This window comes from Rudaea sp. (genome assembly GCF_057139185.1).
Genome location: NZ_DBNHDN010000034.1, coordinates 16766 through 42528, shown reverse-complemented (window position 1 = coordinate 42528; position 25763 = coordinate 16766). Strand labels below are relative to the sequence as shown.

The 25763-nt window shown below is 64.5% G+C and carries 23 protein-coding genes and 2 pseudogenes; 12 read left to right on the top strand and 13 right to left on the bottom strand.

The genetic code is table 11. From position 1 onward, the window contains the following. Positions 1 to 52: 52 nt before the first annotated feature. Both AC16HO_RS11835 and fucP read right to left on the bottom strand, forming a co-directional pair. Positions 53 to 415 carry an L-rhamnose mutarotase gene (locus tag AC16HO_RS11835; RefSeq protein WP_395643088.1) on the bottom strand — a complete coding sequence of 121 codons (363 nt, stop codon included), beginning with the start codon at positions 413 to 415 and terminating at the stop codon, positions 53 to 55. A gap of 4 nt (positions 416 to 419) precedes the next feature. Next, positions 420 to 1709, bottom strand: coding sequence for an L-fucose:H+ symporter permease (fucP, locus tag AC16HO_RS11830; protein WP_395643087.1), 1290 nt, complete (start codon positions 1707 to 1709; stop codon positions 420 to 422). Between the two features lie 164 nt (positions 1710 to 1873). Between fucP and AC16HO_RS11825 the strand changes: the two genes are divergently transcribed. The 5 genes from AC16HO_RS11825 (at position 1874) to AC16HO_RS11805 (ending at position 6319) form a co-directional block, all read left to right on the top strand. Continuing rightward, entirely contained in the window at positions 1874 to 2626 is a 753-nt protein-coding gene (locus tag AC16HO_RS11825) for an IclR family transcriptional regulator (protein WP_395643086.1), read from the top strand. Between the two features lie 172 nt (positions 2627 to 2798). Continuing rightward, positions 2799 to 3686 carry a DUF2306 domain-containing protein gene (locus AC16HO_RS11820; RefSeq protein WP_484335440.1) on the top strand — a complete coding sequence of 296 codons (888 nt, stop codon included), beginning with the start codon at positions 2799 to 2801 and terminating at the stop codon, positions 3684 to 3686. Between the two features lie 9 nt (positions 3687 to 3695). Next, entirely contained in the window at positions 3696 to 4436 is a 741-nt protein-coding gene (locus tag AC16HO_RS11815) for a DUF4386 domain-containing protein (RefSeq protein WP_395643084.1), read from the top strand. A gap of 24 nt (positions 4437 to 4460) precedes the next feature. Continuing rightward, on the top strand, positions 4461 to 5540 hold the full coding sequence (locus AC16HO_RS11810; protein WP_395643083.1) for a sensor histidine kinase: 1080 nt from the start codon (positions 4461 to 4463) through the stop codon (positions 5538 to 5540). Continuing rightward, on the top strand, positions 5537 to 6319 hold the full coding sequence (locus tag AC16HO_RS11805; RefSeq protein ID WP_395643082.1) for a LytR/AlgR family response regulator transcription factor: 783 nt from the start codon (positions 5537 to 5539) through the stop codon (positions 6317 to 6319). The genes AC16HO_RS11810 and AC16HO_RS11805 overlap by 4 nt, the downstream gene beginning before the upstream one ends. Positions 6320 to 6343: 24 nt before the next feature. Here the strand turns inward: AC16HO_RS11805 and AC16HO_RS11800 are convergent, their stop codons facing one another. The 7 genes and pseudogenes from AC16HO_RS11800 to AC16HO_RS11770 form a co-directional block, all read right to left on the bottom strand. Continuing rightward, a complete protein-coding gene (locus AC16HO_RS11800) occupies positions 6344 to 6775 on the bottom strand; it encodes a GFA family protein (RefSeq protein WP_395643081.1) in 432 nt (143 codons plus the stop codon). A 104-nt stretch (positions 6776 to 6879) separates the two neighbouring features. After that, entirely contained in the window at positions 6880 to 7587 is a 708-nt protein-coding gene (gene ung, locus AC16HO_RS11795; RefSeq protein WP_395643080.1) for a uracil-DNA glycosylase, read from the bottom strand. Continuing rightward, positions 7584 to 8591, bottom strand: coding sequence for a permease-like cell division protein FtsX (gene ftsX, locus AC16HO_RS11790; protein ID WP_407075137.1), 1008 nt, complete (start codon positions 8589 to 8591; stop codon positions 7584 to 7586). Before ftsX ends, ung begins: the two co-directional genes overlap by 4 nt. Positions 8592 to 8743: 152 nt before the next feature. Further along, positions 8744 to 9406: pseudogene (gene ftsE / locus AC16HO_RS11785) on the bottom strand (cell division ATP-binding protein FtsE); the annotation flags it as partial. Positions 9407 to 9527: 121 nt separating this feature from the next. After that, entirely contained in the window at positions 9528 to 10964 is a 1437-nt protein-coding gene (locus AC16HO_RS11780; RefSeq protein WP_395643079.1) for an amino acid permease, read from the bottom strand. A 65-nt stretch (positions 10965 to 11029) separates the two neighbouring features. Further along, entirely contained in the window at positions 11030 to 11518 is a 489-nt protein-coding gene (locus tag AC16HO_RS11775) for a GNAT family N-acetyltransferase (RefSeq protein WP_395643078.1), read from the bottom strand. A gap of 24 nt (positions 11519 to 11542) precedes the next feature. Further along, positions 11543 to 13180, bottom strand: coding sequence for a DEAD/DEAH box helicase (locus tag AC16HO_RS11770; protein WP_395643077.1), 1638 nt, complete (start codon positions 13178 to 13180; stop codon positions 11543 to 11545). Positions 13181 to 13423: 243 nt separating this feature from the next. Between AC16HO_RS11770 and trxA the strand changes: the two genes are divergently transcribed. From trxA to AC16HO_RS11735, 7 genes and pseudogenes are all read left to right on the top strand, one after another. Continuing rightward, positions 13424 to 13774, top strand: a complete 351-nt coding sequence (gene trxA / locus AC16HO_RS11765; protein ID WP_395643076.1) for a thioredoxin TrxA — start codon at positions 13424 to 13426, stop codon at positions 13772 to 13774. Positions 13775 to 14126: 352 nt separating this feature from the next. Then, on the top strand, positions 14127 to 15650 hold the full coding sequence (gene rho, locus AC16HO_RS11760) for a transcription termination factor Rho (protein ID WP_395643075.1): 1524 nt from the start codon (positions 14127 to 14129) through the stop codon (positions 15648 to 15650). 196 nt (positions 15651 to 15846) lie between these two features. After that, positions 15847 to 16443: an RNA polymerase sigma factor gene (locus AC16HO_RS11755; RefSeq protein ID WP_395643074.1), complete on the top strand. Its 597-nt coding sequence runs from the start codon at positions 15847 to 15849 to the stop codon at positions 16441 to 16443. After that, positions 16440 to 16577, top strand: a pseudogene (locus AC16HO_RS11750) (hypothetical protein); the annotation flags it as partial. The gene AC16HO_RS11755 and the pseudogene AC16HO_RS11750, both read left to right, overlap by 4 nt. A gap of 243 nt (positions 16578 to 16820) precedes the next feature. Next, entirely contained in the window at positions 16821 to 17612 is a 792-nt protein-coding gene (locus tag AC16HO_RS11745) for a FecR family protein (RefSeq protein WP_484335444.1), read from the top strand. Positions 17613 to 17804: 192 nt separating this feature from the next. Next, positions 17805 to 21101 carry a TonB-dependent receptor gene (locus AC16HO_RS11740; protein WP_395643073.1) on the top strand — a complete coding sequence of 1099 codons (3297 nt, stop codon included), beginning with the start codon at positions 17805 to 17807 and terminating at the stop codon, positions 21099 to 21101. Between the two features lie 197 nt (positions 21102 to 21298). Further along, positions 21299 to 22306: a TraB/GumN family protein gene (locus AC16HO_RS11735; RefSeq protein WP_395643072.1), complete on the top strand. Its 1008-nt coding sequence runs from the start codon at positions 21299 to 21301 to the stop codon at positions 22304 to 22306. Between the two features lie 18 nt (positions 22307 to 22324). Here the strand turns inward: AC16HO_RS11735 and AC16HO_RS11730 are convergent, their stop codons facing one another. From AC16HO_RS11730 to glpK, 4 genes are all read right to left on the bottom strand, one after another. After that, positions 22325 to 23497, bottom strand: coding sequence for a carboxylate-amine ligase (locus tag AC16HO_RS11730; RefSeq protein ID WP_395643071.1), 1173 nt, complete (start codon positions 23495 to 23497; stop codon positions 22325 to 22327). Then, complete coding sequence (locus tag AC16HO_RS11725; protein ID WP_395643070.1) at positions 23494 to 23859, bottom strand: hypothetical protein; 366 nt, start codon at positions 23857 to 23859, stop codon at positions 23494 to 23496. The genes AC16HO_RS11730 and AC16HO_RS11725 overlap by 4 nt, the downstream gene beginning before the upstream one ends. Before the next feature lie 124 nt (positions 23860 to 23983). After that, complete coding sequence (locus AC16HO_RS11720) at positions 23984 to 24226, bottom strand: hypothetical protein (protein WP_395643069.1); 243 nt, start codon at positions 24224 to 24226, stop codon at positions 23984 to 23986. Between the two features lie 27 nt (positions 24227 to 24253). Continuing rightward, positions 24254 to 25759 (bottom strand): glycerol kinase GlpK, encoded by a 1506-nt coding sequence (glpK, locus tag AC16HO_RS11715; RefSeq protein WP_395643068.1) that lies wholly within the window; start codon positions 25757 to 25759, stop codon positions 24254 to 24256. Positions 25760 to 25763: the final 4 nt, after the last annotated feature.

The following is a 25763-nucleotide window of genomic DNA, read 5'->3' as shown; positions in this document are numbered from 1 at the left end:
CGAGACGAAGTTCTCCCGCCTCGGCCGATCCGCTCGTGATTTGATGGTTGCTTCAACCGCGGCGGTGCAAGGCCAGCGCGTCGCGCAGCGAAAAGATCTGCCGCATCGCCACCCATTTCTCGCCGGGCCGGGCGAACGGCAGCGCCTGCTGGAATTCCCACATCAACGCTTCCCACGCCTGCACGCGCGGATTCGCCGCGTCGCTCGCCGCCTTGCGTTCGGCGGAGTAGCCGTCGCCGACGTCGAGCACGAGCACGAGGCGGTTGCCGGCGCGGAAGATTTCCAGGTCGCGCACGCCGGCCTCGCGCAGCGAATCGAGGATGTCGGGCCAGACGTTTTCCGGGTGATGCCAGCGCTCGTACGCGGCGATCAGTTCGGGATCGTCCTTGAGATCGAGCACGTAGTGGAGTCGCATGCGTTCAGGCCGCGGCCGTTTCGCGCGCGCGCAGTGCGTAGCCGAGGATCGCGGCGAAGCACAGCATCGGCACTAGGATCGAACGATGGATGCCGAACGCGTCGGATACCGCGCCCATCAACGCAGTCAGCACCGCGCCGCCGATGATCGCCATGACCAGGAACGACGAGGCGAGCTTGCGGTCGTCGTCGCCGAGCCCGCCCAGGCCGAGGCTGAAGATGGTCGGGAACATCACCGACATGAAGAAGCTCGCGGCGACGAGCGCGTACACGCCGGACTGGCCGGGGTTGACGATCGCGTGGCCGGTCAGGGCGATATTGACCGCGGCGAACAAGGCAAGGATGCGCGCCGGCGCGAGCACGCGCATCGCAGCAGTGCCGGCGAAGCGGCCGAGCATGAACACGATCAGCGATGCGGTCAGGTAGTCGGCGGCGCTTTTCTCGGGCGTGCCCGGCACGGTGCCCTGGACATAGCGGATCAGATAGCTCCAGATGCCGACCTGCGCGCCGACATAGAAGAACTGGGCGGCCACGGCGAGAACGAAATTGGCGTTGTGGAAAAGCTTGCCGATGTGCGCGGCGCCGCCGGCGCGGTCGGACTGCTGCTCGGCCGTGGCTGGAAATCGGGTCAGCGCGATCAACACGGCCCAGACCACGACGATCAGGCCGATGACGAGATATGGCGTCTGCACCGCCGTCGATTCTGCCGTGTAATACGCCTGACGCGCGCCGTCCGTCATCGCAGCGAGTTCGGCCGGCGTGTGCTCGATGCCGGAAAAGATGAAATGCTGGCCGACGAGCACGCCGGTGATCGAACCGAGCGGATTGAACGACTGGGCGAGGTTTAGCCGTCGCGTCGCGCTCTCGGCCGGACCGAGCACGGTGACCAGCGGATTGGCCGAGGTTTCGAGAAAGGCGAGGCCGCTGGCGATGACGAACAATGCAGCGAGGAACCAGCCGTAGGCATGCGACGCCGCGGCCGGGTAGAACAGGAACGCGCCCGCGGCGTAGAGCGCGAGGCCGATCAGCAGCGCGCCCTTGTAGCCGAAGCGGCGCATGCAGATGCCGGCGGGGATCGCGAGCAGGAAATAGCCGAGGTAGAACGCGCTCTGCACGAGCCCGGCCTGGAAATCGGACAGCTCGAACGCCTTCTTGAACTGCTTGATCAAAATGTCGTTGAGATTGTTCGCCATGCCCCAGAGGAAGAACAGGCTGACGATCAGCGCAAAGGCGACGAAGGCGGTACGCGCGACCTGCCCGCCGGTCGTCGTCGCGCCGTTGCTCGCGTAGTGCATCGCTATCCTCCCGGTGTGCGTGGAATTGTGTTCTGCTGGCGCACGGATAGAATCTTTTGCCAGTTTAGCAGCGATATTTCTGTCGTTGCAAATATAAAACGTAGTTTCTAAACTTTCATCCGGCCGCGCGGCGTGTCGCGCGGCAGCGGCACAAGGAACTCGCAGTGACGAAAACGACCAAATACCGCGCCCCGGCTCTGGACAAGGGGCTGGACATCCTCGAGCTGCTCGCGCGCACGCCCGGGTCGCTCAACCTCACCGAAGTCGCGCAGGGCATCGGTTATTCCAAGAGCGAGATCTTCCGCATGCTGCAGGTGCTCGAAGCACGCGGCTACCTCGCGCGCGAGGATAACGACGGCGCCTATGCGCTGACCAACCGCCTGTTCCTGCTTGGCATGGAGCGGCCGCCGATCAAGGGGCTCACCGAGGCGGCGTCGCCGGTGATGCATCGTCTCGCCGAACAGGTCAAGCAGCCTTGTCATCTTGTCGTCGCCTCGCAGGATCAGATCGTCGTCATCGCGCGCGTGGACGCACCGAGCGACATCGGCTTCGTCGTGCGCGTCGGCCACCGCCGCCCGCTCGCGCACGCAACTTCCGGCGTGGTGTTGTTCGCGTTCCAGGGCGAGGAAACGCGGGAACGCTGGCTGGCGTTGATGGAAGCGGGCGAGGAGCGTTTCAAGCGCAAGCAGTTTCTCGCCACGGCGACGCAGGTGCGCGAGCAGGGCTATGCCGCCCTGCCGAGCGAAGCGGTCGACGCGGTGACCGATCTTTCCGCGCCGATCCTGCAAAACGGACACGCCGTCGGCACGCTGACCATCCCCTTCGTCGAACGCCACCCGGTCACGGTGCCGGTCAAGCAGGCGATCCAGCATCTGCGCGATGCGGTGAAGGACATTTCGGCCGCCTTGTTGCACTGATCACTCGTCGCCGGGTGCGCCGCACGACACGGTGCTCGGCGATGATCGTGCGCCGCTCGTCGGCGGATGGCGCGGCCCGACCTGCAAATCCCGCCATTCATCGGTTCGGCTCTTCCGCTCGTTTGCCCATGCGGCGAGATTGCCCCCCGGTCCAATCCCGGGAGGGCATGCCTTGAACAGTTCCGTCGTCGACGCACACGCCGCCGCGCATCCTCATGCCACGACGTTCTCGTCCGCGCATCCGCCGCGCACGGCGACGCAGGCCCCGGGGCGATTCGGCGCCGCGGCGCTGCGTGCGGCCGCCGTGCTTTGGTTCGCAGTCACTGCGGCGGGACAATTGATCTTTGCCGGCTACATCGCCGGCTTCTACGGCCGTGTCACGCTGGCGGGACGGCCCGAGCTTTGGAACAAAGTGATGCCGCACGGCTATGTGAGCGGCGATACCTTCTTCAACCTCGTGCTCGGCGTGCATTTGATCTTCGCCTTCGTGATCACCTTGGGAGGGTTGCTGCAATTGGTCCCGGCAATCCGCCGCCGCGTGCCGGCCCTGCATCGCTGGACCGGTCGCGCCTATCTCGTCGCCGCGGCAATCATGGCGGCGGGCGGCCTGCTGATGATCTGGTTCCGCGGTGGCGCGCCGGGCGACTTTGCCGGCAACGTCATCATCAGTTTCAATGCGCTGCTGATTCTGGCCTGCGCCGCGGCCGCCTGGCGCCATGCGCGCTCGCGGCGGGTTGATTTTCATCGACGCTGGGCGTTGCGTCTCTTCGTCGCCGTCAGCGGCGTCTGGTTCTTTCGCGTTGGCCTGATGTTCTGGATAGCGGTCAATCGCGGGCCGGTGGGATTCGATCCCGAAACGTTCACGGGCCCCGCACTCATCGTCCTCGGCCTGGCCGCGTATCTCCTTCCGCAAGGCATGGTCGGGCTGTATTTCCTCGCGCAGCAAGGCCGGAACGCGCGCGCGAAAATCGCCATGGCCGGAGGTTTGACGTTCCTCAGCTTGACGATGGCCGTCGGCGTGGTCGCCGCCGCTGCGATCATGTGGTTGCCGCGCATGTGAGGATGCCCAATGAACGACCACGACTCTGCCATCTCGCCGCAGCTCTATGCCCGCCTCGGCGGCGTGCTGTATCTCGTCATCATCGTCGCCGGTGGGTTGGGCGAGGTGTTCGTGCGCGACGGCTTGATCGTCATCGGTGATGCGACAGCTACGGCGCACGGCATTCTGGCTGCGTCGTCGATTTGGCGCATGGGCATCGCGGGCGATCTGCTTCAGCATCTGTGCGACGTAGGCTTGGCGCTGGTGCTGTATGTCCTCCTGCGGCCGGTTCACAGGAACATCGCACTGCTCGCCTTGCTGCTCGACGTCGTTGCCATGTCGGTGTTCGTCGCGAACAAACTGAATCTGCTGTTGCCGCTGTTTCTGCTGGACGATGTGAAATACCTCGCGGCGTTCACGCCCGAACAATTGCAGGCCCTGTCCTATGTGGCGATCCGCGCGCACGCCTATGGTTTCGGCATCGGTTTGATCTTCTTCGGCGGCGAGTGCATCGTTCTGGGCTGGCTGATCTTCCACAGCGGATATCTGCCGAAGTTCCTCGGCTTGCTCATGCCGATCGCGGGCGTGTGCTACATGGTCAACAGCTTCGCCCTGATTCTGGCGCCGGAGCTGGCGTACGCGATTTTCCCCGCGATCCTGCTTCCGTGCTTGGTTGCCGAGCTGTCGTTGTGCCTGTGGCTGATGATCAAGGGTGTTTCCGTACCGGCGTGGAACGAGCGCGTGCGGGCGATGCAGGCTGGTCGCGCCTGAGCGGAACTCGACTATGCTATCGGCATGTCCGCAACCCTGATTTCCGCGAAGCCGCACGGTCTGGCCCTGATGCTGGGCTGGCGGCGCGTGCTGCTCGCCTGCGGCCTCGCGGTCGGTCTGTGGCGTTTGCTGATTTTCGGCTGTCCGCCGGCTTCGGAATTGGGCATTCATGTTCTCGCGATCGGACTCGGCGCGATGCTCGCATTCGGATTGATCGAGCAATGGCCGCGACGCCTGCCCGCGTGGCTGGCACGCTGGGTGCTGCAGGTGCTTGGCGTGGCCGTGGCGATTCCGCTTGCGACTCTCGCCGCATTTGCCTGGCTGCCGAACGCGGAGGGGCAGCCGTTCTGGGATGTCGAGCATCTGCGCGGCTGTTTTACGGCGATCAATGTGGCCGGCCTGCTGGTCGGTCCGTGGGTCGCGCTCGGTGCTCTGGTCCGGCAGAAAGAAGCCTTCGCCCGGCATCAGGCGCTCACCTTCGATCTCGCGCGCAGCGAACTCGAACGTCAGGCGCTCGAAGCGCGGCTGCATCTGTTGCAGGCGCAGGTCGCCCCGCATTTCCTGTTCAACACGCTGGCCAACGTGCAGGCGCTGGTTGATGCCGGATCGCCGCAGGCACCCGCCGTGCTACGCGCCCTGACCGCCTACCTGCGCGCGGCGGTGCCGCGTCTGCACGAAGCCTCGACCACGCTCGGGCAGGAGCTCGACCTCGCCCAGGCATATCTCGAACTGATGCACATGCGCATGCCCGACCGCTTGAGCTACGCGTTGCACGTGGACGAGTCGGCGCGCGTGCTTATGTGCCCACCGATCACGTTGCTGACCCTGGTCGAGAACGCGGTACGTCACGGTATCGACCCCGCCGAGGACGGCGGCCGCATCGACATCGAAGTACGTCGCCACGACGCGCGCTGCCTGCTGCGCGTGTGCGACACCGGCGTCGGGCTGCGTGCGGCGAACCATGGGCTGGGCACCGGCCTGTGGAATCTGCGCGAACGCCTGCGCCTGGTCTTCGCCGGCCAGGCCAGCCTCGCGGTGACCGAGCTGCCGCCGCACGGCGTCTGCGCCGAACTCGACCTGCCTGCCGGAACGGCGTCCACGTGAGCGCGCGCCCGACCGCCCTGATCGCCGACGATGAACCCCTGTTGCGCGACGCATTGGCGCGACAACTCGACGCGACGTGGCCGCAACTCGTCGTCGTCGCGCAGGCGCGCAACGGACGCGAGGCGGTCGAATTCTTCGAGGCGAAGCGGCCGCAGATCTGCTTTCTCGACGTGCAGATGCCGGGGTTGTCCGGTGTCGAGGCCGCCGCCGCGATCGGCGGCCGCGCGCATCTGGTCTTCGTCACCGCCCACGATCGCTACGCGGTACAGGCGTTCACGCAGGGCGCGCTCGACTATCTCGTGAAGCCGGTGGAGCCGGAACGTCTCGCGGCAACGGTTGCTCGCCTGAAGGAGCGCCTTGCCGCCGCGCAACCCGCCTCGAACACCGAAACCCTGTTACGTGAACTGGCCACGCGGTTGCAGTGCGCCGGCGCGCAGGCGCCGCTGCGCTGGCTGCGCGCGCAAAGTGGTCAGACCTTGCGCCTGATCGCGGTCGATGACATCGACTATCTGCGTTCCGACACGAAATACACGCGCGTCGCCTGGCGAAGCGACGCGGGTCAGGCATCGGAAGCACTGGTGGGTTCGACCCTGAAGGAACTGGTCGCTCAGCTCGATCCCGCGCAGTTCGCACAGGTGCACCGCGCGGTCGTGGTCAACCTGCGCGCGGTCAGCCATGTCGTGCGCGGCGACAACGACACGGCGGAAATTCATTTGAAGCATCGTGAGGAAGTGCTGCCGGTCAGCCGCAGTTACCTGCATCTGTTCCGGCAGATGTGAATCGCGTCCGCCGCATCGCGCCGATCACTCGGCGAGGGTTGCACCGGAACCGCCCATCTCCTTCGGCACGTCCTTCATCTTCGGCAGGCCGTCGCGGATGTGCAGCTTCGTTTCCTGGTAGTGCACATGCACACCGGGTTGGTACGGCAGGTCCGGAATGACGGCGGCGTAGACGTCGACGAGGCCCCAGGCGGGATGCTCGGTAAACAGGTGGCCACCGCAGTTTCTGCACCATTTGCGGTAGCTGCGCGGCGTCTTGTTGTAGCTGCCGATCTGGTCGGCGCCGTGGGTGATCTGCAGCGCTTCCGGCTGCCACAGGGTGAATGCGTTGACCGGACCGGCGGACCAGTGCCGGCAGGATTCGCAGTGGCAGTAGCCCATCGCCGCCGGCGTACCGGTCAGCTTGAACTGGACGGCGCCGCAGAAGCAGCTGCCGTGGTAGGTGTGGTCGGTCATGTCGTTGTCCTCCGCAGCGTCGGGTTGCTATTAACCCGGCAACTTTGCACTGTACCTGAAAGTGCTCGGAAACCGTATTCCGCAACGCTTCGACGTCCCCTCGCTCAGTCGAGCGGGACCTCGCTCGCCGATGGCAGGCGCCAGTCGATTTCGGTCTGTCCGTGTTCGCGCAGATACGCGTTCGCGCGCGAGAAATGGCCGCAGCCGATGAAGCCGCGATATGCGGACAGCGGCGAGGGATGCGGCGCCTTGAGCACGAGGTGGCGGCGCGTGTCGATCAGCTTGCCCTTGGCCTGCGCGTAGCTTCCCCAGAGCAGGAACACGAGACCTTCGCGGTCGCGGTTGAGATGATCGACCACGGCGTCGGTGAAACCTTCCCAGCCTTTGCCCTGATGCGAGCCGGCCTGGTGCGCCTGCACGGTCAGGGTCGCGTTGAGCAGCAGCACGCCTTGTCGCGCCCACGGCAACAGGCAGCCGTGATCGGGGCGTGGTATGTGCAGGTCACGCTCGATTTCGGCAAAGATGTTTGCCAGCGACGGCGGAGTCGCCACACCCGGCAGCACCGAAAAGCACAGGCCGTGCGCCTGGTTCGGCCCGTGGTACGGGTCCTGGCCGAGCACGACGACTTTCACCCGGTCGAACGGTGTCGCATCGAGCGCGGCGAAGATGCGCTTCGGCGGCGGATAGATGATTTTTCCCTTGCGCAGTTCGCCGCGCAGGAATTCGCTGAGTGCCTGCATCTCGGGGCGCTGCAACCAGTCGCCGACGCGCGCCTTCCAGGAAGGTTCGAGTTGAATCCTGTCGTCACTCACTGCGGCCGGCCCAGACGCAGCTGGCGCGAAGTCGCGATCCAGGCGCCGAGCCAACCGAGCATGACGCTGGTGCCGAACAGGGCGATGGCCTGCACCCACGACAGGCCGTGGATCGTGAAGCGTCCACCATAGCTCGAGGTCAACTGGTCCAGCGGGGCCGCGAGCGCGATCTCGACGCCGGCGATCAGCAGCAGCGCGACGAGTCCGGCGAGTGCGCCGTACCACAGCCCGGTGTACAGGAACGGCCGACGCACGAAGGCGCGGTCGGCGCCGAGCAGCTGCATCACGGAAATTTCCTCGGCACGTCCGACGATGTCGTTGCGCACGGTGTTGCCGACCACGAGCAGCGCCGCAAGCCCGAGCAACATCGCGAGTACGCCGGCGACGCGCGCGGTGAAGGCGAGGATCGCGTCGAGACGCTGGCGCCAGAGCGCGTCGTACTGCACCTGGTCGACGTGTTTGTCGTGCGCGAGTTCGTCGACGAGGGCCGGCGTGGCGCGGGCGGATGCTGCCGCGATCTTCGGCGTCACGATCAGCACGGTCGGCAACGGGTTGCTCTGCAACACCTTGAGCGCGTCGGCGAAACCCGACTGGCTGCGGAATTCGGCAAGCCCCTCCTCGGGCGTCTTGATCGCCACCACGGCGACATCGGTGCGGCGACGCAGCTTGTCGGCGAAGGATCGTGCCGTTGCCGCGTCGATCTCGGGCTTGAGGAACACGCCGATACCGCGAGCGTCGTCCAGATGCCCTCCCAGTGCGCGCGCGTTGTCGAGCAGCAGCCAGAGCAGGAATGGCAGACACAATGCAAGGCTCATCACGAGCAAGGTCAGTGCGGTTGCGCCGGGCCGCCCGGCGAGGCGCCGCAGACTCGCGCGAAAGCTGCGTGCGTGGTGTTCACGCCATGCACCCATGCGTCGACGTTTGTGCGCGGGGGCACGCGGTGCGGGTGCGGGCGCCGCGGATTTTTCCAGCTTGACCCGGATGGTCGCGACGCGGCGGTTCATGCGTCGCCCTGGCCCGGCGAAAGCGGCGGCACCGCCGCATCCTGCCCGGCCCCCACCTGTTGCCCTTCCCCGTTCGTTGCGCTCGCCGGGGAGGGGGGGTAATCGTCGCGCGCGCTGCGCGCCACCGCGTTGTTCGATGCCGCCGCCGCGGCGGGTCGGAAGTCGTCGATGAGTTTGCCGTGGTCGAGCACGAGCACGCGCTTGCCCATGCGCTTGATGAGGTTCAAGTCGTGGCTGGCGACGAGGACGGTCGTGCCGACCTGTTCGAACTCGGCGAACAGCTTCATGATTTCCGCCGACAGCATCGGGTCGAGGTTGCCGGTCGGTTCGTCCGCGATCAGCACCGGCGGCTTGCCGACGATCGCGCGTGCGATGCCGACGCGCTGCTGCTCGCCGGTCGACAGCGTCACCGGGGCTGCGGCCTCGCGCGCGAGCAGGCCGACCTTGTCGAGCGCGGCACGCACGCGCCTGCCGATTTCCCCGCGCGCGCAGCCGGCGATTTCCAGCGGCAGGGCGACGTTGTCGAACACACTGCGGTCCATCAGCAGGCGATGATCCTGGAACACCATGCCGACGCCGCGGCGCACGCGCGGTACGTGGCGTGCCTTGGTCTTGGCGAGGTTCTGGCCGTTGACCGTGATCTGCCCACGCGTCGGCCGGTCCATCAGCGCAACCATGCGCAAAAGTGTACTTTTCCCTGCGCCCGAGTGACCGGCGATGAAAGCCATCTCACCCGCATCGAGTTCGAACGAAAGCTCGCTGAGCGCTTCCTGCCCGGACGGATATTTCTTGCCGACTTGTTCGAACTTGATCATCAAAAAAGATTCTTGACGCGGATAAGAGCGGATAACGGCGGATCAGAGCGGATAGAGCATTTTATTTAATTGCGTCTTTCTTGATCCGCTCTTATCGTCTTTATATCCGCCTTGATCTGCGTTAAACGCTTTTGGCCAACGCGCTGTGATGCATGCCGTAACCGAAATAGACGATCAGGCCGATGCTGACCCAGACCACGAACACGAGCCAGGTGATCGCGGCGAGCTCGGATAGCAGCCAGATCGAAAACAGGATGCCGACGACCGGCACGAATGGCACCCACGGCGTGCGGAACGAGCGCGGCAATTCGGGCTTGCGCACGCGCAGCACGATGACCGATGCGCAGATCACGATGAACGCCGAGAGCACGCCGATGTTGACCAGCTTGGCGACCTCGTCGAGCGGAAACAGCCCGGCCACCAGTGCGGTGAACACGCCGAGGACGATGGTCGGGCGATGCGGCGTGCCGTAGCTCGGATGCACGTGCGCGAACCAGCGCGGCAGCAGGCCGTCGCGCGCCAGCGCGTACCAGATGCGCGCCGCGCCGAGCATGAACGCGAACAGCACGCTGATCAGGCCGAACACGGCCGATACCGAAATCGTTGCCGCGACCCAATTGAGGCCGAGGCTCTTGAAGGCATCGGCCACCGGCGCCTCGGTGTTGAGCCTGGGATAGGCCACGATGCCGGTCAGGATCAGCGACACGGCGAGATACATCACCATCGACACGGCCAGCGAGAGCAGCACCGCGCGCGGCAGGTCGCGCTGCGGATTTTTCGATTCCTCGGCGGCGGTGGTCAGCGTGTCGTAGCCGAACACGGCGAAGAACACTACCGCGGCGGCGGTGGCGATGCCGCCCCAGCCGAAGTGGCCGACGCCGTGCGCATCGATCACGCGCTCGGGCACGAACGGATGCCAGTTCGCCGGATTCACGTAGAACACGCCGATGCCGATCACGAGCGCGACCGCGGCGACCTTGATCGCGACGACGAGCGTGTTGAAGCGCGCACCCCATTCGGTGCGGAACACGAGCAGTGCGGCGACGCCGAGCGTGACCAGCGCCGCGATCACGTTGAACACGCGGCCGGTACCCGTGCCGAGTGCGCCCTGCGCCCAGACCGGCAGCACGATGCCCGCACTCGCCAGCGCAGACTGCACATAGCCCGACCAGCCGATGGCGACGACGGCGACGATCAACGCGTATTCGAGCAGCAGGTCCCAGCCGATCAGCCACGCCGGCAGTTCGCCGAGCACGGCGTAGCCGTAGGTGTAGGCGCTGCCGGTCACCGGAATCATGCCGGCGAACTCCGCATAGCACAGCGCCGCCGCGGCGCTGGCGACGCCGGCGATGACGAACGCGAGCGCGACGGCGGGCCCCGCGTTGAGCGCCGCCTGCTGCCCGGCGAGCACGAACACGCCGACGCCGATGATGCCGCCGATGCCGATCGCGGTGAGCTGCCACAGGCCGAGCACGCGGCGGAAGTCACCGCGCTTGCCCGCTTCGGCCTGCAGTGCCTCGACGGATTTGTGTCGCGTTATGGTGTCGAACAGGCTCATGAACCCTCCCCGGAAGATTTGTGCGCGATCATAACCGAGGGGTGGCATGGATTGAGCAAACCGGGCTAGGTCGTGACCTCGCGTGTCTGCAGCGACACCTGCTTCTTGCCGCCGCCCAGCCATTGCCGACCGACCTCGCGGAAGCCGTAACGCGCATGGAATTGCGCCGATGCCGGATTGGGTGGATCGAGATCGAATTCGCAGGTCAGTTGCGCGATGCCGGAAGCCTTGGCGAATTCGAGCAGGTCGTCGTACAGCCGCACCGCGAGTCCCCGGCCGTGCTGGTGTGCATCGACGACGATGCGGTCGATGTAGAGGAACCGGGCGTGGCGTTGCGCGAACCAGCGATAGTTTGGACTGGTGTAGTCGGCGCCTTCGCGCAGCACGAGCAGAAACGCCGCGACGGCGCCGTCGATTTCGATCACGCGATGACAGGCGGCCTGCGCGTGCAGATGATGCAGGCCGCCCTCATCGAGCGGACTGAGGAAATGCACCGACCCGGCATTGAGGGCGAGGATCGCGGGAAAGTCGCGCGTCGTCGCGTCGCGGATCATGCGGCGGCCGATGGCGTCCGCGAATCAGGAACGCTTGAACAGGCGCGCGACGCGATGGAAGAAACCGGACTTCTTCGCCGGTTTGGTCTCGGCGATGGCCGGCGTCGCGGGCGTGGTGGCGATCGTCGCCGGTTTGCCCTTGGGTGTCGCGGCAACATCACTAGCGCCCACGTTCGCCAGCTCGCCACGACCACGGCCACGCCCGCCACGGCGGCGGCGGCGACGCGGTCCCTCGGCATTGGTCTCACCAGCCGGTGGCGCGGCGTGTTGCGGCGCCGGCGGGGCCTCGACGGCGGCAGGGCGCGCCGCTGCCGCATGGGGGCGCGGCCCGCTGTCGCGTCGTTGCCCGCCATCGCGTCGTGGTCCGCCCGAGCCCGTGCGTGTGCGTGGCCCGCGCTGGCGCGGCGGCGGACCCTTGGTCGGGACGCTGCCGTCGTCTTCTTCCTCGACGATCGGCCGGGCACCTTCCGGGCGCGGACGCGGCGGCGGCAGCACGAGCAGAGCCGGGTCGATTGCCGCGGTCGGAATTTTCTGGTCGATGTATTTTTCGATGTCGGGCAGGCTCTGCGCGTACATGTCGCAGGCGAAGCTGATCGCGTCGCCCTCGGCGCCGAGGCGCGCGGTGCGGCCGATGCGGTGCACGTAGTCTTCAGCGTCCTGCGGCAGGTCGTAGTTGTAGACGTGGCTGACGTCGGGGATGTGCAGCCCGCGCGCGGCGACGTCGGTGGCGATAAGGATCTCGATGTCGCCGCGCTGGAACTTGCCGAGCAGGCTCTGGCGCTTCTTCTGCGGCACATCGCCCGAGAGCATGCCGACGAGGAAGCCTTGCCGTTCCAGGCGCCGCGCGACCTTCTCGGCGGCGACCTTCATGTTGACGAAGATCATGCTGCGCTTGGCTTCGGATTTCGACAGCAGGCCGATCAGCAGCGGAATCTTTTCTTCGCTGGCCGGGAAGTACATGATCTGGCGCACGCGGTCGGCGGTGATGTTCTCGGTCTCGACGGTGAGCTGTTCGGCCTCGTTCATGTTCTCGTAGGCGAGCTCGAGCACGCGGTGGCTCAGCGTCGCCGAAAACAGCAGGCACTGGCGCAACTCGCGATCGGGCAGGCGGCGCATGAGGAAGCGCACGTCCTTGATGAAGCCCAGGTCGAACATGCGGTCGGCCTCGTCGAGCACGAACACTTCGACTGCCTTGAACGAGAACACATGCTGCTTGAAATAGTCGATCAGGCGGCCGGGCGTGGCGATGATGATGTCGACGCCGGCGCGCAGGATGTCGCGCTGCTTGTCGTAGTCGACGCCGCCGTAGATCAACGCGGACTTGAGCCCCGTGCCGCGGCCGATATGCTGGAAATCCTTCTCGATCTGGATGGCCAGTTCGCGCGTCGGCGCGACGATGACCGCGCGTGGGTCGGTCGGCCCGCGCTCGGGCAGAGCGGGTTTGGTCAGCAGGCGCTGCATCGCGGCGACGAGGAACGCGGCGGTCTTGCCGGTGCCGGTCTGCGCCTGGCCTGCGATGTCGCGGCCTTGCAGTGCATGCGGCAGGGTCAGCGCCTGGATCGGTGTGCAGCGGGTGAAGCCCGCGGCATGCAGGCCGGCGATCAGGCTGGGATGCAGGTCGAAGCTGTCGAAGAAGGTATCGGTAAGAGTCTGGGCAGGCATGGATTCGTATCGGTGGTCACGCGGGAGCGGGCGCGAGCAGCGGGGTATGGTGCTTGAAAACCGGCGGAATCGTCCCCAACTCCTGCCAACCCCGCGCTTTGCGTGGCGCCGCTTGAAAAGCTTCCGCGCTTCGGCTGAAATGGGGGCAAGCCCTGATGATTCCAGTCGACGCCGCGATCGCGTAGCGGGTAATTGTAGCGCAAGCCGGACCTGCGCGCCGCATCGGCGCGTCCTTTCCCCCAAATGTTTCCGCCGGAGCCAGCCGTGAGCCACCAAGCCATCACCCATGTCAACGACGACCAGTTCGATGCCGAAGTGCTGAAGTCTGCCGAGCCCGTGCTCGTCGATTTCTGGGCCGAATGGTGCGGCCCGTGCAAGATGATCGCGCCGATTCTCGACGAACTGGCCGACAGCTACGCCGGCAAGATCAAGATCAAGAAGATCAACATCGACCATAACCAGAAAACCCCGCGCAACTACAACGTGCGTGGCATCCCGACCCTGATGATCTTCAAGGACGGCAAGGTTCAGGCCACGCAGATCGGCGCGGTCGGCAAGAAGCAGCTCGAGCAGTTGATCGACAAGGCGATCTGAATATCCGCCGCCGCGCGGGGGTGGACCGGCATGGCCAGCGGCATCGCAAGGGCCGCGGCTTTGTTCCCTCGCGTGCGGCCCGATCGCGCCGGTCCGAGCCGCGGCCGGCCGGTTTGTGTGCTGGACGCACGTTGCCCGAAGTGCTAAGGTACCTTGCATCAAGGGGCTCGAAAGTCCCGCTTGGTTTACTCGACCCCACGATTGCATCGCCGCCCCGCCTGAAGCGGCCACGGCGTCGAACCTTCAGAAGATTCGGTTGCGCAGGTTCCGGTTTGCTCGTGCGCGCAAGCTGGCATGCGCGGCGACAACCGCACCCATCCCCTCATTTCCAACGGCACCACAAGGTCTGCCCGTGTCCGAAACAGAAACCAAAGAAACCGGCGGCGAGAGCCGCAACTCCCCATCCGAAAACGTCGTTGCGTCCACCGCGCAGGGCGGCGGCGAAGGTGAAGCCTCCAAACAGCAGGGCGAGCGCCGCGACGACCGCCGTGGCCGCGGCCGCAACCGCCACCGCAATCAGCAGCGCGGCAACGGCAATCCGAACAATCGCGGCGGCGCCAACATCGATGCCGACGAGGAATTCGTCGAGATCCAGGGCCCGAACACCGGCGTCGTGATCGATCTCAACGAACTCAAGCGTAAGCCGGCGCACCAACTGCTGAAGATGGCCGAGGAACTCGGCATCCAGGAAGGCGCCGCACGCGCGCGCAAGCAGGACGTCGTGTTCCTGATCTTGAAGGCGCATGCGCGTAGCGGCGGCAGCATCTATTCCGAGGGCGTGCTCGAGATCCTGCAGGACGGCTTCGGCTTCCTGCGCACGCCGGACGAATCATACCTTGCCGGTCCCGACGACATTTACATCTCGCCCTCGCAGATCCGCCGCTTCAACCTGCGCACCGGCGACAACCTGACCGGCCGCGTGCGTCCGCCGAAGGAAGGCGAGCGCTACTTCGCCCTGCTCAAGGTCGACACGATCAACGGCGAACCGCCCGAGGCATCGAAGAACAAGGTGCTGTTCGAGAACCTGACGCCGCTGTTCCCGCGCAAGATGTACCACCTCGAGCGCGGCAACGGTTCGAGCGAAGACATCACCGGACGCATCCTCGACCTCGTTTCGCCGATCGGGCGCGGCCAGCGCGGCATGATCGTCAGCCAGCCCAAGGCCGGCAAGACGATGATGCTGCAGAACGTCGCCCAGGCGATCGTGCACAACTACCCCGACGTGCATCTGATCATCCTGCTGATCGACGAGCGCCCGGAGGAAGTCACCGAGATGCAGCGCACCGTGCGCGCCGAAGTCGTCTCCTCTACCTTCGACGAGCCGGCCATGCGCCATGTGCAGGTGGCCGAGATGGTGATCGAGCGCGCCAAGCGCCTGGTCGAGCACAAGAAGGACGTGGTCATCCTGCTCGACTCGATCACGCGTCTGGCGCGTGCCTACAACACCGTGGTGCCGTCCTCCGGCAAGGTGCTCACCGGTGGCGTCGACGCCAATGCCCTGCAACGTCCCAAGCGCTTCTTCGGTGCGGCGCGCAACGTCGAGGAAGGCGGTTCGCTCACCATCGTCGCCACCGCGCTGGTCGAAACCGGCTCGAAGATGGACGAGGTGATCTACGAAGAGTTCAAGGGCACCGGCAACATGGAAGTGCACCTCGACCGCCGCATCAGCGAGAAACGCGTCTATCCGGCGATCAACATCAACCGTTCGGGCACGCGCCGCGAAGATCTGCTGATCGAACCCGACGTGCTGCAGAAGATCTGGATCCTGCGCAAGCTGCTGCATCCGATGGACGAACTCGCCGCGATGGAATTCATGCTCGACAAGATGAAGAACACCAAGTCGAATGACGAGTTCTTCAATTCGATGAAGCGCTGAACGCGAAAAGACCCGACCCTTTGGGGTGGGACAAAGAGCCCTGCTGGCGCCTTGATTTTCAAGATTTTTCGGCCTGCGGGGCTTTTTTATGCATGAAAAGAAGCCGCTCGGCTTTTTTGCACGAGTGATTGCCTAACTGTGCCCTTCAGTCGTCTCATTGGCAGGACCGTGTGGAAATCGTGGAGAAGAGATAGCAATGGCGCCCGGTTTGCCAGGCGAATTTTCAGGCGATATGCCGGAAGGCACCGAGCAGACGGAGCAGGCGGCTGCGCGCGAAGAAACCATCGCGGATCTGTTCAAGGAACATAACCGAGCCCTGCACGCGTTCCTGATCACCCGGTTGCGCGATGAGCATGAGGCTCGTGAGGTCGCACAAGAAGCCTACGTTCGCATGCTGCAGCTGGACCAACCGGGAGCGGTCGGCTTCCTGCGTTCGTACCTGTTCAAGACCGCGGCAAACATCGCGATCGATCGCGCGAAGCAGCGCAACACCCGGGCGAGGCTGCTGGAAGCAGAGGCTCTCGAAGAGCCCGTCGACCAACTCTCGCCGGATCGCCATCTGCTCAGCGTCGAGGACATGGAAATTTTCAAGCGGGCCTTGCTGGAATTGTCTCCCAAATGCCGGCGCGCATTTTTGCTGTATCGGCTCGAAGAGTGGAGCGACGTTCAGATCGCGGAGCGATTGGGCGTCCAGCCACGCATGGTGCGCCACTATCTCACCCATGCGGGGTTGTACTGCCGTCTGCGCATCAAGGGACTGTCCCCGGAACAAGCCAAGGTGGCCGCGCGATGAACAACCCGATTTCAAACACCAAAACTTCACAGAATGCGCCAACCGATGTCGATTCGGTTCGCCTCGGCGAAGCCTGGAAATGGGTTCTGCGTCTGCGCGAAGATTCCGTCGATCAGGACGATCTTGCCGCATGGTTGCGCTGGTACGAGGCAGACGCGCGCAACAAGGACGCGTTCGAAGACATGCAATCGTTCTGGCAGCAAGCCGAGCGCGTGGTCGAAGAACCCAATCCGCTGGCGCCGGAATTGTGGCTTGGCGAGCTTGCCAAGCCGCATCGTCCGAATGCTTCCGCAGCGAGAATGCGTGCCCGGCCCGCGTCGGGCAGAGGTCCGACAGCCGCTCGCCGCAGGAGAAAGTTCTTCCTGGCAGGCGCGGTGTTGGCCGCCGCATTCTGCGGATTGTTCCTCGTATCCGGATGGATGCCGGGCCTGATCCGCAATCCGGCGGCGAAAGTCGAAGCGGAAACCGCCTCTGTCCCGCCGCCGCCAGTGGAAGAGGCTCATCTTCCCGATGGTTCGCGCGTCGAATTGGCGCCAAAGTCGCAGGTGGCGGTGCTGTACGACGACAAGCAGCGCCTGCTCGAAATGCAGAAAGGCGAAGCCTTCTTCAAAGTCGCTCACAATCGCGAGCGGCCTTTCGTCGTCAAGGTCGGCAACATCAACGTGCGTGCGGTCGGCACGGCGTTCAACATCCGCAGTGCGGCAGGCCGGGTGGTGGTGACCGTTACTGAAGGCACGGTCGACGTGTATCCCACGGCTGCGAAGTCCAAAGCGCAAGCGCACGGCGAGCCACCCGCCGACTCCATTCGCGTGAAAGCCGGCAGCGAAGTGGTCTGGGCGCCGAATGCGCCAGGGCCCGTCATCGCTTCGATAGACACCTCGCACGCATTGTCGTGGCGCCAGGGTCGCCTGGATTACATCAACGAGCCGTTGAGTGCCGCGATAGCGGACATCAACCGCTACTCCAATCGCCGCATCATCGTGCGCGATGATGCGGTCGGAAAGATCGTGTTTTCCGGAACCGTCCTCGCCAACAGTACCGATACCTGGATCCGCGCCTTGCCGACCTTGTTTCCCATCGACCTGCAGACCAACGAGGCGGGAGACGTCGTTCTGGCCAGCCGCACGCTTGCGGGCAGGGATCGTTCGGACGAGCCGAAAGCCCAATAGCAGGCTTACGCGGCTTCGGCGGGGATATCTGCCACGTTCGCGAAATATTTTTGCAACGTTGTTGCCTAAATCCACGGCTTGATCGTCTAACCCCTGCTCGATGGGCAATGTCTCCATCGCAAATGGGAGGAAACGTTCGATGAAACTGACGCCGTTCCGCAAGAAGACACAACCGTTGCAAAGGCCGTTGCGTTGGCCCTGTTCTCGATGCTGCCCTCGGTGGTTCTCGCGCAAGTGCTGGACAAGACGGTCGATGCCGATGTGACCGCACAACCGGTGTCGACGGCATTGATCGCACTGTCGAAACAGGCCGGCGTGCAGATACTGATGCCCGGCAACGAGCTCGACAAATTCAGCACAGCGGGCCTGCACGGCCGCATGTCGTTGCGCGAAGCGCTGAGCAAGTTGCTTAGCGGCACGCGCTTCGGTTTTCACCAGGCAGGCGACAACACGATCGGCATCGATACCGCGCCAGATTCCACGCAGCGCGCGACACCTGCAGCTGCCGGCGCAGCGGGCGTGGCGCAGGAAGCGGCCGCGGCGACGGCATCGGCGCAGGCAGCGGCTCCGTCCGCGGCAAAAGCGGACGGTGCGACCGTCATGGGCAGCGTCACCGTCACCGGCTCGCGCATTGCCCGCAACGATTTCCAATCCGACAGTCCGATCTCGACCATCGACAGGGCGGCGATCGAGGCCAGCGGGCAGCCATCGCTCGATCGCGTATTCGCCTACATGCCGCAATTCGCCGGCGCTCAGGGCGCCAGCGAGGTCGGCGACGCACAAGCCGCGATCGGATTCAGTGGCGGCCAGGCTTACTCCGATCTTCGCGGAATCGGCCCCAACCGGTCCCTGGTGCTGCTCGACGGCAGGCGCTTGATGCCCTCGGCGCCGGACGGGTCGATCGACCTGAACACCATTCCCATGGTGATGATCGACAATGTCGAAGTCATCACCGGTGGCGCATCGGCCGCCTACGGTTCGGATGCCATCGCTGGTGTCGTCAACTTGAAGCTCAAGCAGAAGTTCAGCGGAATCGAGCTGAATGTGAAGCATGGCAGCACGACCAAGGGCGACGGCGAAACCAATCAATACAGCGCCCTTTTCGGCGGGAACTTCGCCGACGACCGCGGCAACGCCATGCTCGCACTCGAATATTCCGATCGCGCGACCGTCGACGGCTCGACGCGCCCGTTCTTTTCGCAGATCCGCCAACTGGCCCGGCCGCCGGAAGGTATCATCGCGGCGGGGCTCTACGGCGGCGGCGCTCCGACGATAGCTGCGGTCAATTCGGTGCTCGCAGGCTACAGCGGCACGACGCCGATTGCGGGAAGCGGTCTCTACAACGGCGCCATCGGCGTGAATACCGACGGCACGATATTCACCATGGGCGCCGGGAAGAACTGCGTCCAGAACTACAAGGGCCTCGGCACCGTCAAGGGCACGAACATCAGCGCGGATTGCACCAAGGTGCAGGTGGCGCTCGGCCAATACTTCGCCGTGCAGGTGCCGTTGACCAAGAAAAATGTATTTTCCCGCGTCAATTACGATTTTTCCGACAGCGTTTCGCTGTACAACCAGTTCAATTTCACCGAATCGTCGGCGGTCGACCAAACCTCGCCCGGATCGAGCAAAACGGCGCTTCCGCTGATCATTCCGCAGAACAGCCCCTTCGTGACGGGGAATGCCGGGCTGCAAACCATCCTGTCCTCGATTTCGCCCGCGCCGACCAAGTCCATCATCCTGACAAAATTGATGGTGCCGTTCGGCAACCGCGTGGAAACGTTCAAGTACGACGTCTGGCAAGAGCTGCTGGGATTGAAAGGGGATATTCCCGGAACTCGCCTGAAGTGGGATGTCTACGGCTCGTTCGGCCGCAGCCAATTCTCGAACGATGTGCATGGCGACATCAGTCTTTCCGCGATAAACAGCATTCTGGGCGGCACGGCGAATTACAAGGGCAATGCCGGGAACTGCATCGGCTACGCATGGAACGCGCTGGGCAACAATCCCATCAGCGCGGGCTGTCTGGAATATGCCGGCCGCAACGACCATAACTCGAATACCCAGACGCAGAAATTGGTCGAAGCGACCGTGCAAGGCCCGCTCTTCCATCTTCTCGACGGGGAGACCGAGTTCGCGCTTGGCACCGATTACCGCCAGGTCGACTTCAACTACAAGCCGGACTCCATTTTCGTCACCGGTGATTCGCTGGCCTACGGTTCGCAGACGAGCGCCTCCGGTCAGCAAAAGGTCGGCGAGGTTTTCGGCGAAATGCTGTTGCCGCTGCTGATCGAGCGGCCCTTCGCCAAGGAACTCACCTTCGATCTCGGCTATCGTTACTCCAAGTACGACTCGTTCTCGGGCAAAAGCACATGGAAGGCCGACATGAACTGGAGTCCGATAGAACAGATGCATGTCCGCGGCGGTTACTCGGTTGCCGTTCGTGCTCCGAGCCTGCTGAATCTTTACGGACCTCGTACCACGAGCAACCTTCCCATTGGCACGACCCCGCATGCGGGCGATCCCTGCGACGTCAACAGCGCACTGCGTACCGGTCCGAATGCCGCCAAAGTGCAGGCGCTCTGCGTGGCGCAGGGCGTCCCGTCGTCATTGATACCGTCGTACAGCTACACCATTGCCTCGGTTGACGGCGTCGATGGAAGCAATGCCGATCTGCTGCCGGAAAAAGCGAAAACCTGGTCGCTCGGCACGGTCATTCAACCGGATTTCGACAACAATCTGTTTCACAATCTTCAGTTTTCGATCGACTACTACAACATCAAGATCTCGGATGCCATCGGCACGCTCGCGCTGACCGACATTTTGCCGCGGTGTTTCAACGCGGATGGCGTGAGCAATCCGGATTATTCGCTGTCGAATCCCTATTGCCAGCGGATCACGCGCGATCCGTCCTCGGGAAACATCATCCGGGGACAGCAAGGCTTGTTCAATTTCGGCCGCTATTCGCTCGATGGCATCGACGCGCAGGTCGACTGGCGTTTCGCGCTGGAAGACCTGGGCGCTTCTTCCAGTGCCGGCAACATTCAAATCGCTTCGGTCGTTTCTTACCTCAAGAACTACAAAGTCGCAGGGCTCTTCGGCACGCCGACTTACAACTACGCCGGCAGCATAGGCTTTGGCCTTGATGGCGGAGACATTACGCATCCGCACTGGAAGGCGAATACGGCGCTGACGTATTCCAGAGACGGATTCAGCACCTCGTTCCGTTGGCGCTACATCGGCAGCATGATCCATTCGGACCGGGTTCAAAACCCGACTTCCACGGCGCCGGGCGTGCCGTCTTATAGCTATTTCGACATCGACGCGCACTACACGTTCGCAAAAAACTATACGGTTAGTGTGGGCGTAAACAACCTCAGCGGCAAATCGCAGCCGCCATTCGTCAGTGCGGCGCCGTTGACGACGGATGCGGCAACGTATGACGTCATCGGACGGACCTGGTTCGCGTCGGTCAGGGCGAAGTTCTGAGGAGCGGTTTGAAATACAAGATGGCGAGGCTTGGCGGTGAGGTTCTTTTGCCTATAGATCTTTCCGATTTCCCAGATGGTTCTCCTCGCCATCGAAAATGAGCTCGAAAAAAGGCCGGCCGCATGGCCGGTTTTTTTTCATATAAAGTTCATTGCTCCCCGCTTAGGCTTGCGGCCTTGCGACTGCCCGATTCCCGAATGCGCGCCATCTTTCTTCTACCGATCTACGTGCTGTCGTTCGCGGCGACCGCTGCGCAGACGCTGCCTGCAACAGACGCCACGCGCGTATCCGCGCCAACGCTCGACACCGTGCTCGTCAGCGGCGAACAGCCGGGCCCGGGGTTGTGGAAGGTGATGCGTCGCGACAGCGACCACGTGCTGTGGATCCTCGGCACGCAGGCTCCGCTGCCGAAGACGATCAGCTGGCGCTCCAATGAAGTGGAAAAGATCATCGCCTCCGCGCAGGAAGTGCTGACCGACGCCCGGGCCGAACTCAAGGTCGGCTTCTTCCGCTCAGTGTTCCTTCTGCCCGCTGTACTCGGCGCGAAGAAGAACGCCGGCGGCAAGACACTCAAGGACATCCTGCCACCCGACCTGTACGCACGCTGGCTGCCGTTGAAGCAGCGCTACCTCGGCAAGTATGACGACGTCGAACGCCTGCGCCCGATCCTCGCCGCGAACGAGCTATACGGCAAAGCGATCGGCAAGTCGGGCATGACCAACAAGAACGCGCTGTGGCCGGTGATCGAGAAGATCGCGAAACAGCACAAGGTGCCGGTCAAGGAAATCGACGTGCCGATTCCCGTCGACAACGCACGCCAGGCAATCGACGACTTCAAGAGCACCGCTGGCCAGCTCGACATCGACTGCCTGGCGACGACGATCGCGCGGCTCGAAACCGATCTCGACGCGATGCGCGCACGCGCCAATGCCTGGGCCGTCGGCGATCTGGAAAAACTGAAGAGTCTGCCGTATCCGGACCAGCGCGCGGTCTGCCTGAATACCCTCGCCGCGAATGCGAACCTGCGCGAGAAGCTCGATGCAGCGAAGCAGCGCATTCGCAGCGAGTGGCTCGATGCCGCCGAGACTGCGCTGTGGAACAATGCGAGCACGTTTGCCGTATTGCCGGTCACCGAATTGGTCAGCTCCGACGGTCGCCTCGCGATGATGCGGAAAAAAGGCTACCTGGTCGAAGAACCACAATGATCTTCGCTGGGGCGCAGTCTATGCGAGTCGCTGTCCCGGCACGGTTGCATTGAGCAACCAATCGATCACGGCGCGCAGCGCGTCGCGGTGGCTCGCGCCTGCGGCGAGTGCATTGTCATAGGCCTGCAATTGCGCATGCGCACTGGTGCCACGCGCGAGGATCGTGCGCAGCGCGCGCAGCGATCCGTCCGGGTCGAGCGTTTGCGCGTCGGGTTTCACCAGTTCCAGCGCTTCCTCGACGAGTTCGGCCGCCGGCACGGTACGCTCGCGCGTCTCGTCGATGAACTCGGCCTCGATGCCGTAGCGTTCGGCACGCCAGCGGTTTTCCTCGATCAATCGGCGCGTTGCCGAGCTGCGTTGCGCGCCGAGCTCGGGCAGGCGCAGATGTGCGCTGACCAGGCAGCGGAACAGCGTCGCCAACGCGATCGTGTCGGCCGCGCGCGTGCAGCTGTCGGCGATGCGCAGTTCGAGGGTCGGGTGTCGGGGTGACGGACGGATCGTCCACCACAGTTCGCCGCCGTCGCGGATGCTGCCGGCGCGCCTGAGGATCGCGACGAAGTGCTGGTACTCGGCTTCGTCGGCGAAGAAATCCGGCGTGCCCGTGCGCGGCCACTCGGTGTAGGCCGACTGGCGGTAGGAAAACATGCCGGTGCGGCGCAGGTTCCAGAACGGCGATGCGGCAGACAAGGCGAGAAACAGCGGCAGCCACGACAGCATGCGGTTCATAAGCTGTACGCGGTCGACGCCCGGCACGCCGATATGCACATGCAGGCCGCAGAAGAATCCGCGCAGGCCGACGATCTGGTATTCGTCGGCGAAGCGCCGGTAGCGTGGCTTGTCGGCCTGCACCTGCTGCTGCCAGCGCGCGATCGGGTGCGAGCCGCAAGCGATGATGCCCAGGTGCATCGCCTGCGCGATCTCGGCGATCTGCGCGCGCAACGAGATCACGGTGTCCAGCGCGTGCGTGGCGTCATCGAAAATCGGCGAGACGAGTTCTACCTGCGCCTGCTGCAACTCGAAGGCGACCGCTTGGCCGAGTCGGCGCTGGCATGCCTTGACGAAGGTCTTCGACACGCGACCCGGAGAGCGGCCCGTACGCAGGTCGACGAGAAAGAATTCCTCCTCGACGCCGAATGTCGGCGCGTCGGCGCGCGTTGCGGGTACGCGCGCCGACGCTTTCCTTGCACTCACGTGCGCAAGGCTCTCAGCGCGAGATCGGGCCGCGCCGTGCGCGCGACCGTGGCGAACGGACCGGGCGGTTCGCACAGGTGCAGCAGCGCTTCATCGATCGCTTCGAGACGAGTGATGATTTCGCCATGGCCCTCGGCCAGCGCGTTGCGGATCGCATCGAGCAGAGCCGGGTCGGCCTCGATGCGTTGCGCCTGATCTGCATGCTGATGCCTCCGCAGCCAGGCGAGGAAGGCGTAGAGGTCGATGCGCGTCTGACCTTCGCGCAGGAACAGGAAATCGGCGAGCAGACCGAACAGGTTGACCAGGAAGCCGGCGGGACGCGCGTCCGCTTCCGGGGGTGTGGGCATGGTTTGCTGTGTCATTTTCCATCTCCTCTTGATCCGCTTGCGGGCGGGGTCTTAACGGCGTCGAACTACGGCTAGTTCGATTCTGGCAAGCGCGCCGTGAAGAAAACGGAAAAAACATGATGGAATTGTGTGTTGTGCGCTAACGCGCTTCGCGCCCGGCAACCTTGTGCCAGCGCTTGCCGTGGGCGGCTTCGAACTCCGTATCGGAAAGTGGAATCACCGACTCGCCATTGCGCAGACGCCACTCCGAGCCGAGAGGCAGGGCAGTTGCATGGCCATGGTCGTCGACGCTGACCGGTTGCGTGTGAACCAGTATCGTGCGCAGGCCGTGCTCATCCTCGACTTCGAAGGCTCGCGTCTCGATATGCGTTTTCGCACCCATCGCAATCTCTCCCGCGAGCGGTTCGTGTCAACCCGGCGCGATACGGAATTCCAGCGTCGCCCCGACTGCGCGTTGCCATTCGGTATACAGCCGCTCGCGCTGATCCTCTCCGAGTTCGGGCGCGAAGCTGTGGCCGATCGCCCAATGCCGTGCGATCTCCCCGCGACTTTGCCAAAAGCCCGTCGCAAGACCGGCGAGATAGGCGGCGCCGAGCGCGGTCGTTTCAAGTTGCTTCGGCCTCTGCACCGGCACGCCGAGCACGTCGGCCTGGAACTGGGCGAGGAAATCGTTGGCGATCGCGCCGCCGTCGACGCGCAGCGTGGAAAGTTTGATGCTCGCGTCGGCCTGCATCGCGGCAAGCACGTCGCGCGTCTGGTAGGCCATCGATTCGAGCGCGGCGCGCACGAGATGCTCCTTGCGCGTGCCGCGCGTCAGGCCGAAGAGCGCGCCGCGCACGTCGCTGCGCCAGTACGGCGCGCCGAGGCCGACGAAGGCCGGCACGAGGTAGACGCCCTCGTTCGACTTCGCGCGCCGCGCGTAGGCTTCGGAATCCGATGCGGCATCGATCAGGCGCAGCCCGTCGCGCAACCACTGGATCACCGAGCCGGCGACGAAGATCGAGCCTTCGAGCGCGTACTCGGTTTTGCCGGCGATGTTCCACGCGATCGTCGTCAGCAGCCCGTTGTTCGACGCCACCGGCTTCGTGCCGGTGTTCATCAGCATGAAGCAGCCGGTGCCGTAAGTGTTCTTCGCCATGCCGGCGTCGAAACAGGCCTGGCCGAACAGTGCGGCCTGCTGGTCGCCGGCGACGCCCGCGATCGGGATCGAGCGGCCGCGCGCGAAATGCGTGGTGTGGCCGTAGACCTCGCTCGACGCGCGTACCTCGGGCAGCATCGCGCGCGGCACGCCGAACAGCGTGAGCAGGTCGTCGTCCCAGCGCTGCTCGTGGATGTTGTATAAAAGTGTGCGCGAGGCGTTGCTCGCGTCGGTGACATGCGCCTTGCCGTCGGTGAGATTCCAGATCAGCCAGGTATCGATCGTGCCGAACAGCAGCTCGCCGCGCTTCGCGCGCGCGCGCGCGGGATCGACGCGGTCGAGGATCCATTTGACCTTGGTCGCGGAGAAATACGCGTCGACCAGCAGGCCCGTGCGCGCGCGCACGAGCGCGTCGTGGCCGGCGGCGATCAGCTCGTCGCAGATCGCGCGCGTCTGCCGCGACTGCCAGACGATCGCGTCGTGCACGGGCTTGCCGGTCGCGCGCTCCCAGACCACGGTCGTCTCGCGCTGGTTGGTGATGCCGATCGCGGCGATGTCGATCTGGCCAAGCGCGCGCTCGGTCGCGATCGCTTCGGCGACCGTGGCTTCGACGCTGGCAAGGATCTCGACCGGATCGTGCTCGACCCAGCCCGGCTGTGGAAATTTCTGCGCGAACTCGCGCTGCGCGCTCGCGGCGATATCGCCGGCATGGTCGAACAGCAGCGCGCGCGAACTCGTCGTGCCCTGGTCGATGGCGAGGATATAGGAGTTACCCATGTTT

Bases quoted from the DNA above. Each gene is read 5' to 3' on its own strand.
- AC16HO_RS11835 (WP_395643088.1), bottom strand. From the start codon at position 415: ATGCGACTCCACTACGTGCTCGATCTCAAGGACGATCCCGAACTGATC.
- fucP (WP_395643087.1), bottom strand. From the start codon at position 1,709: ATGCACTACGCGAGCAACGGCGCGACGACGACCGGCGGGCAGGTCGCG.
- AC16HO_RS11815 (WP_395643084.1), top strand. From the start codon at position 3,696: ATGAACGACCACGACTCTGCCATCTCGCCGCAGCTCTATGCCCGCCTC.
- AC16HO_RS11810 (WP_395643083.1), top strand. From the start codon at position 4,461: ATGTCCGCAACCCTGATTTCCGCGAAGCCGCACGGTCTGGCCCTGATG.
- AC16HO_RS11800 (WP_395643081.1), bottom strand. From the start codon at position 6,775: ATGACCGACCACACCTACCACGGCAGCTGCTTCTGCGGCGCCGTCCAG.
- ftsX (WP_407075137.1), bottom strand. From the start codon at position 8,591: ATGAACCGCCGCGTCGCGACCATCCGGGTCAAGCTGGAAAAATCCGCG.
- AC16HO_RS11780 (WP_395643079.1), bottom strand. From the start codon at position 10,964: ATGAGCCTGTTCGACACCATAACGCGACACAAATCCGTCGAGGCACTG.
- AC16HO_RS11775 (WP_395643078.1), bottom strand. From the start codon at position 11,518: ATGATCCGCGACGCGACGACGCGCGACTTTCCCGCGATCCTCGCCCTC.
- AC16HO_RS11770 (WP_395643077.1), bottom strand. From the start codon at position 13,180: ATGCCTGCCCAGACTCTTACCGATACCTTCTTCGACAGCTTCGACCTG.
- trxA (WP_395643076.1), top strand. From the start codon at position 13,424: ATGTTTCCGCCGGAGCCAGCCGTGAGCCACCAAGCCATCACCCATGTC.
- AC16HO_RS11755 (WP_395643074.1), top strand. From the start codon at position 15,847: ATGGCGCCCGGTTTGCCAGGCGAATTTTCAGGCGATATGCCGGAAGGC.
- AC16HO_RS11735 (WP_395643072.1), top strand. From the start codon at position 21,299: ATGCGCGCCATCTTTCTTCTACCGATCTACGTGCTGTCGTTCGCGGCG.
- AC16HO_RS11725 (WP_395643070.1), bottom strand. From the start codon at position 23,859: ATGACACAGCAAACCATGCCCACACCCCCGGAAGCGGACGCGCGTCCC.
- AC16HO_RS11720 (WP_395643069.1), bottom strand. From the start codon at position 24,226: ATGGGTGCGAAAACGCATATCGAGACGCGAGCCTTCGAAGTCGAGGAT.
- glpK (WP_395643068.1), bottom strand. From the start codon at position 25,759: ATGGGTAACTCCTATATCCTCGCCATCGACCAGGGCACGACGAGTTCG.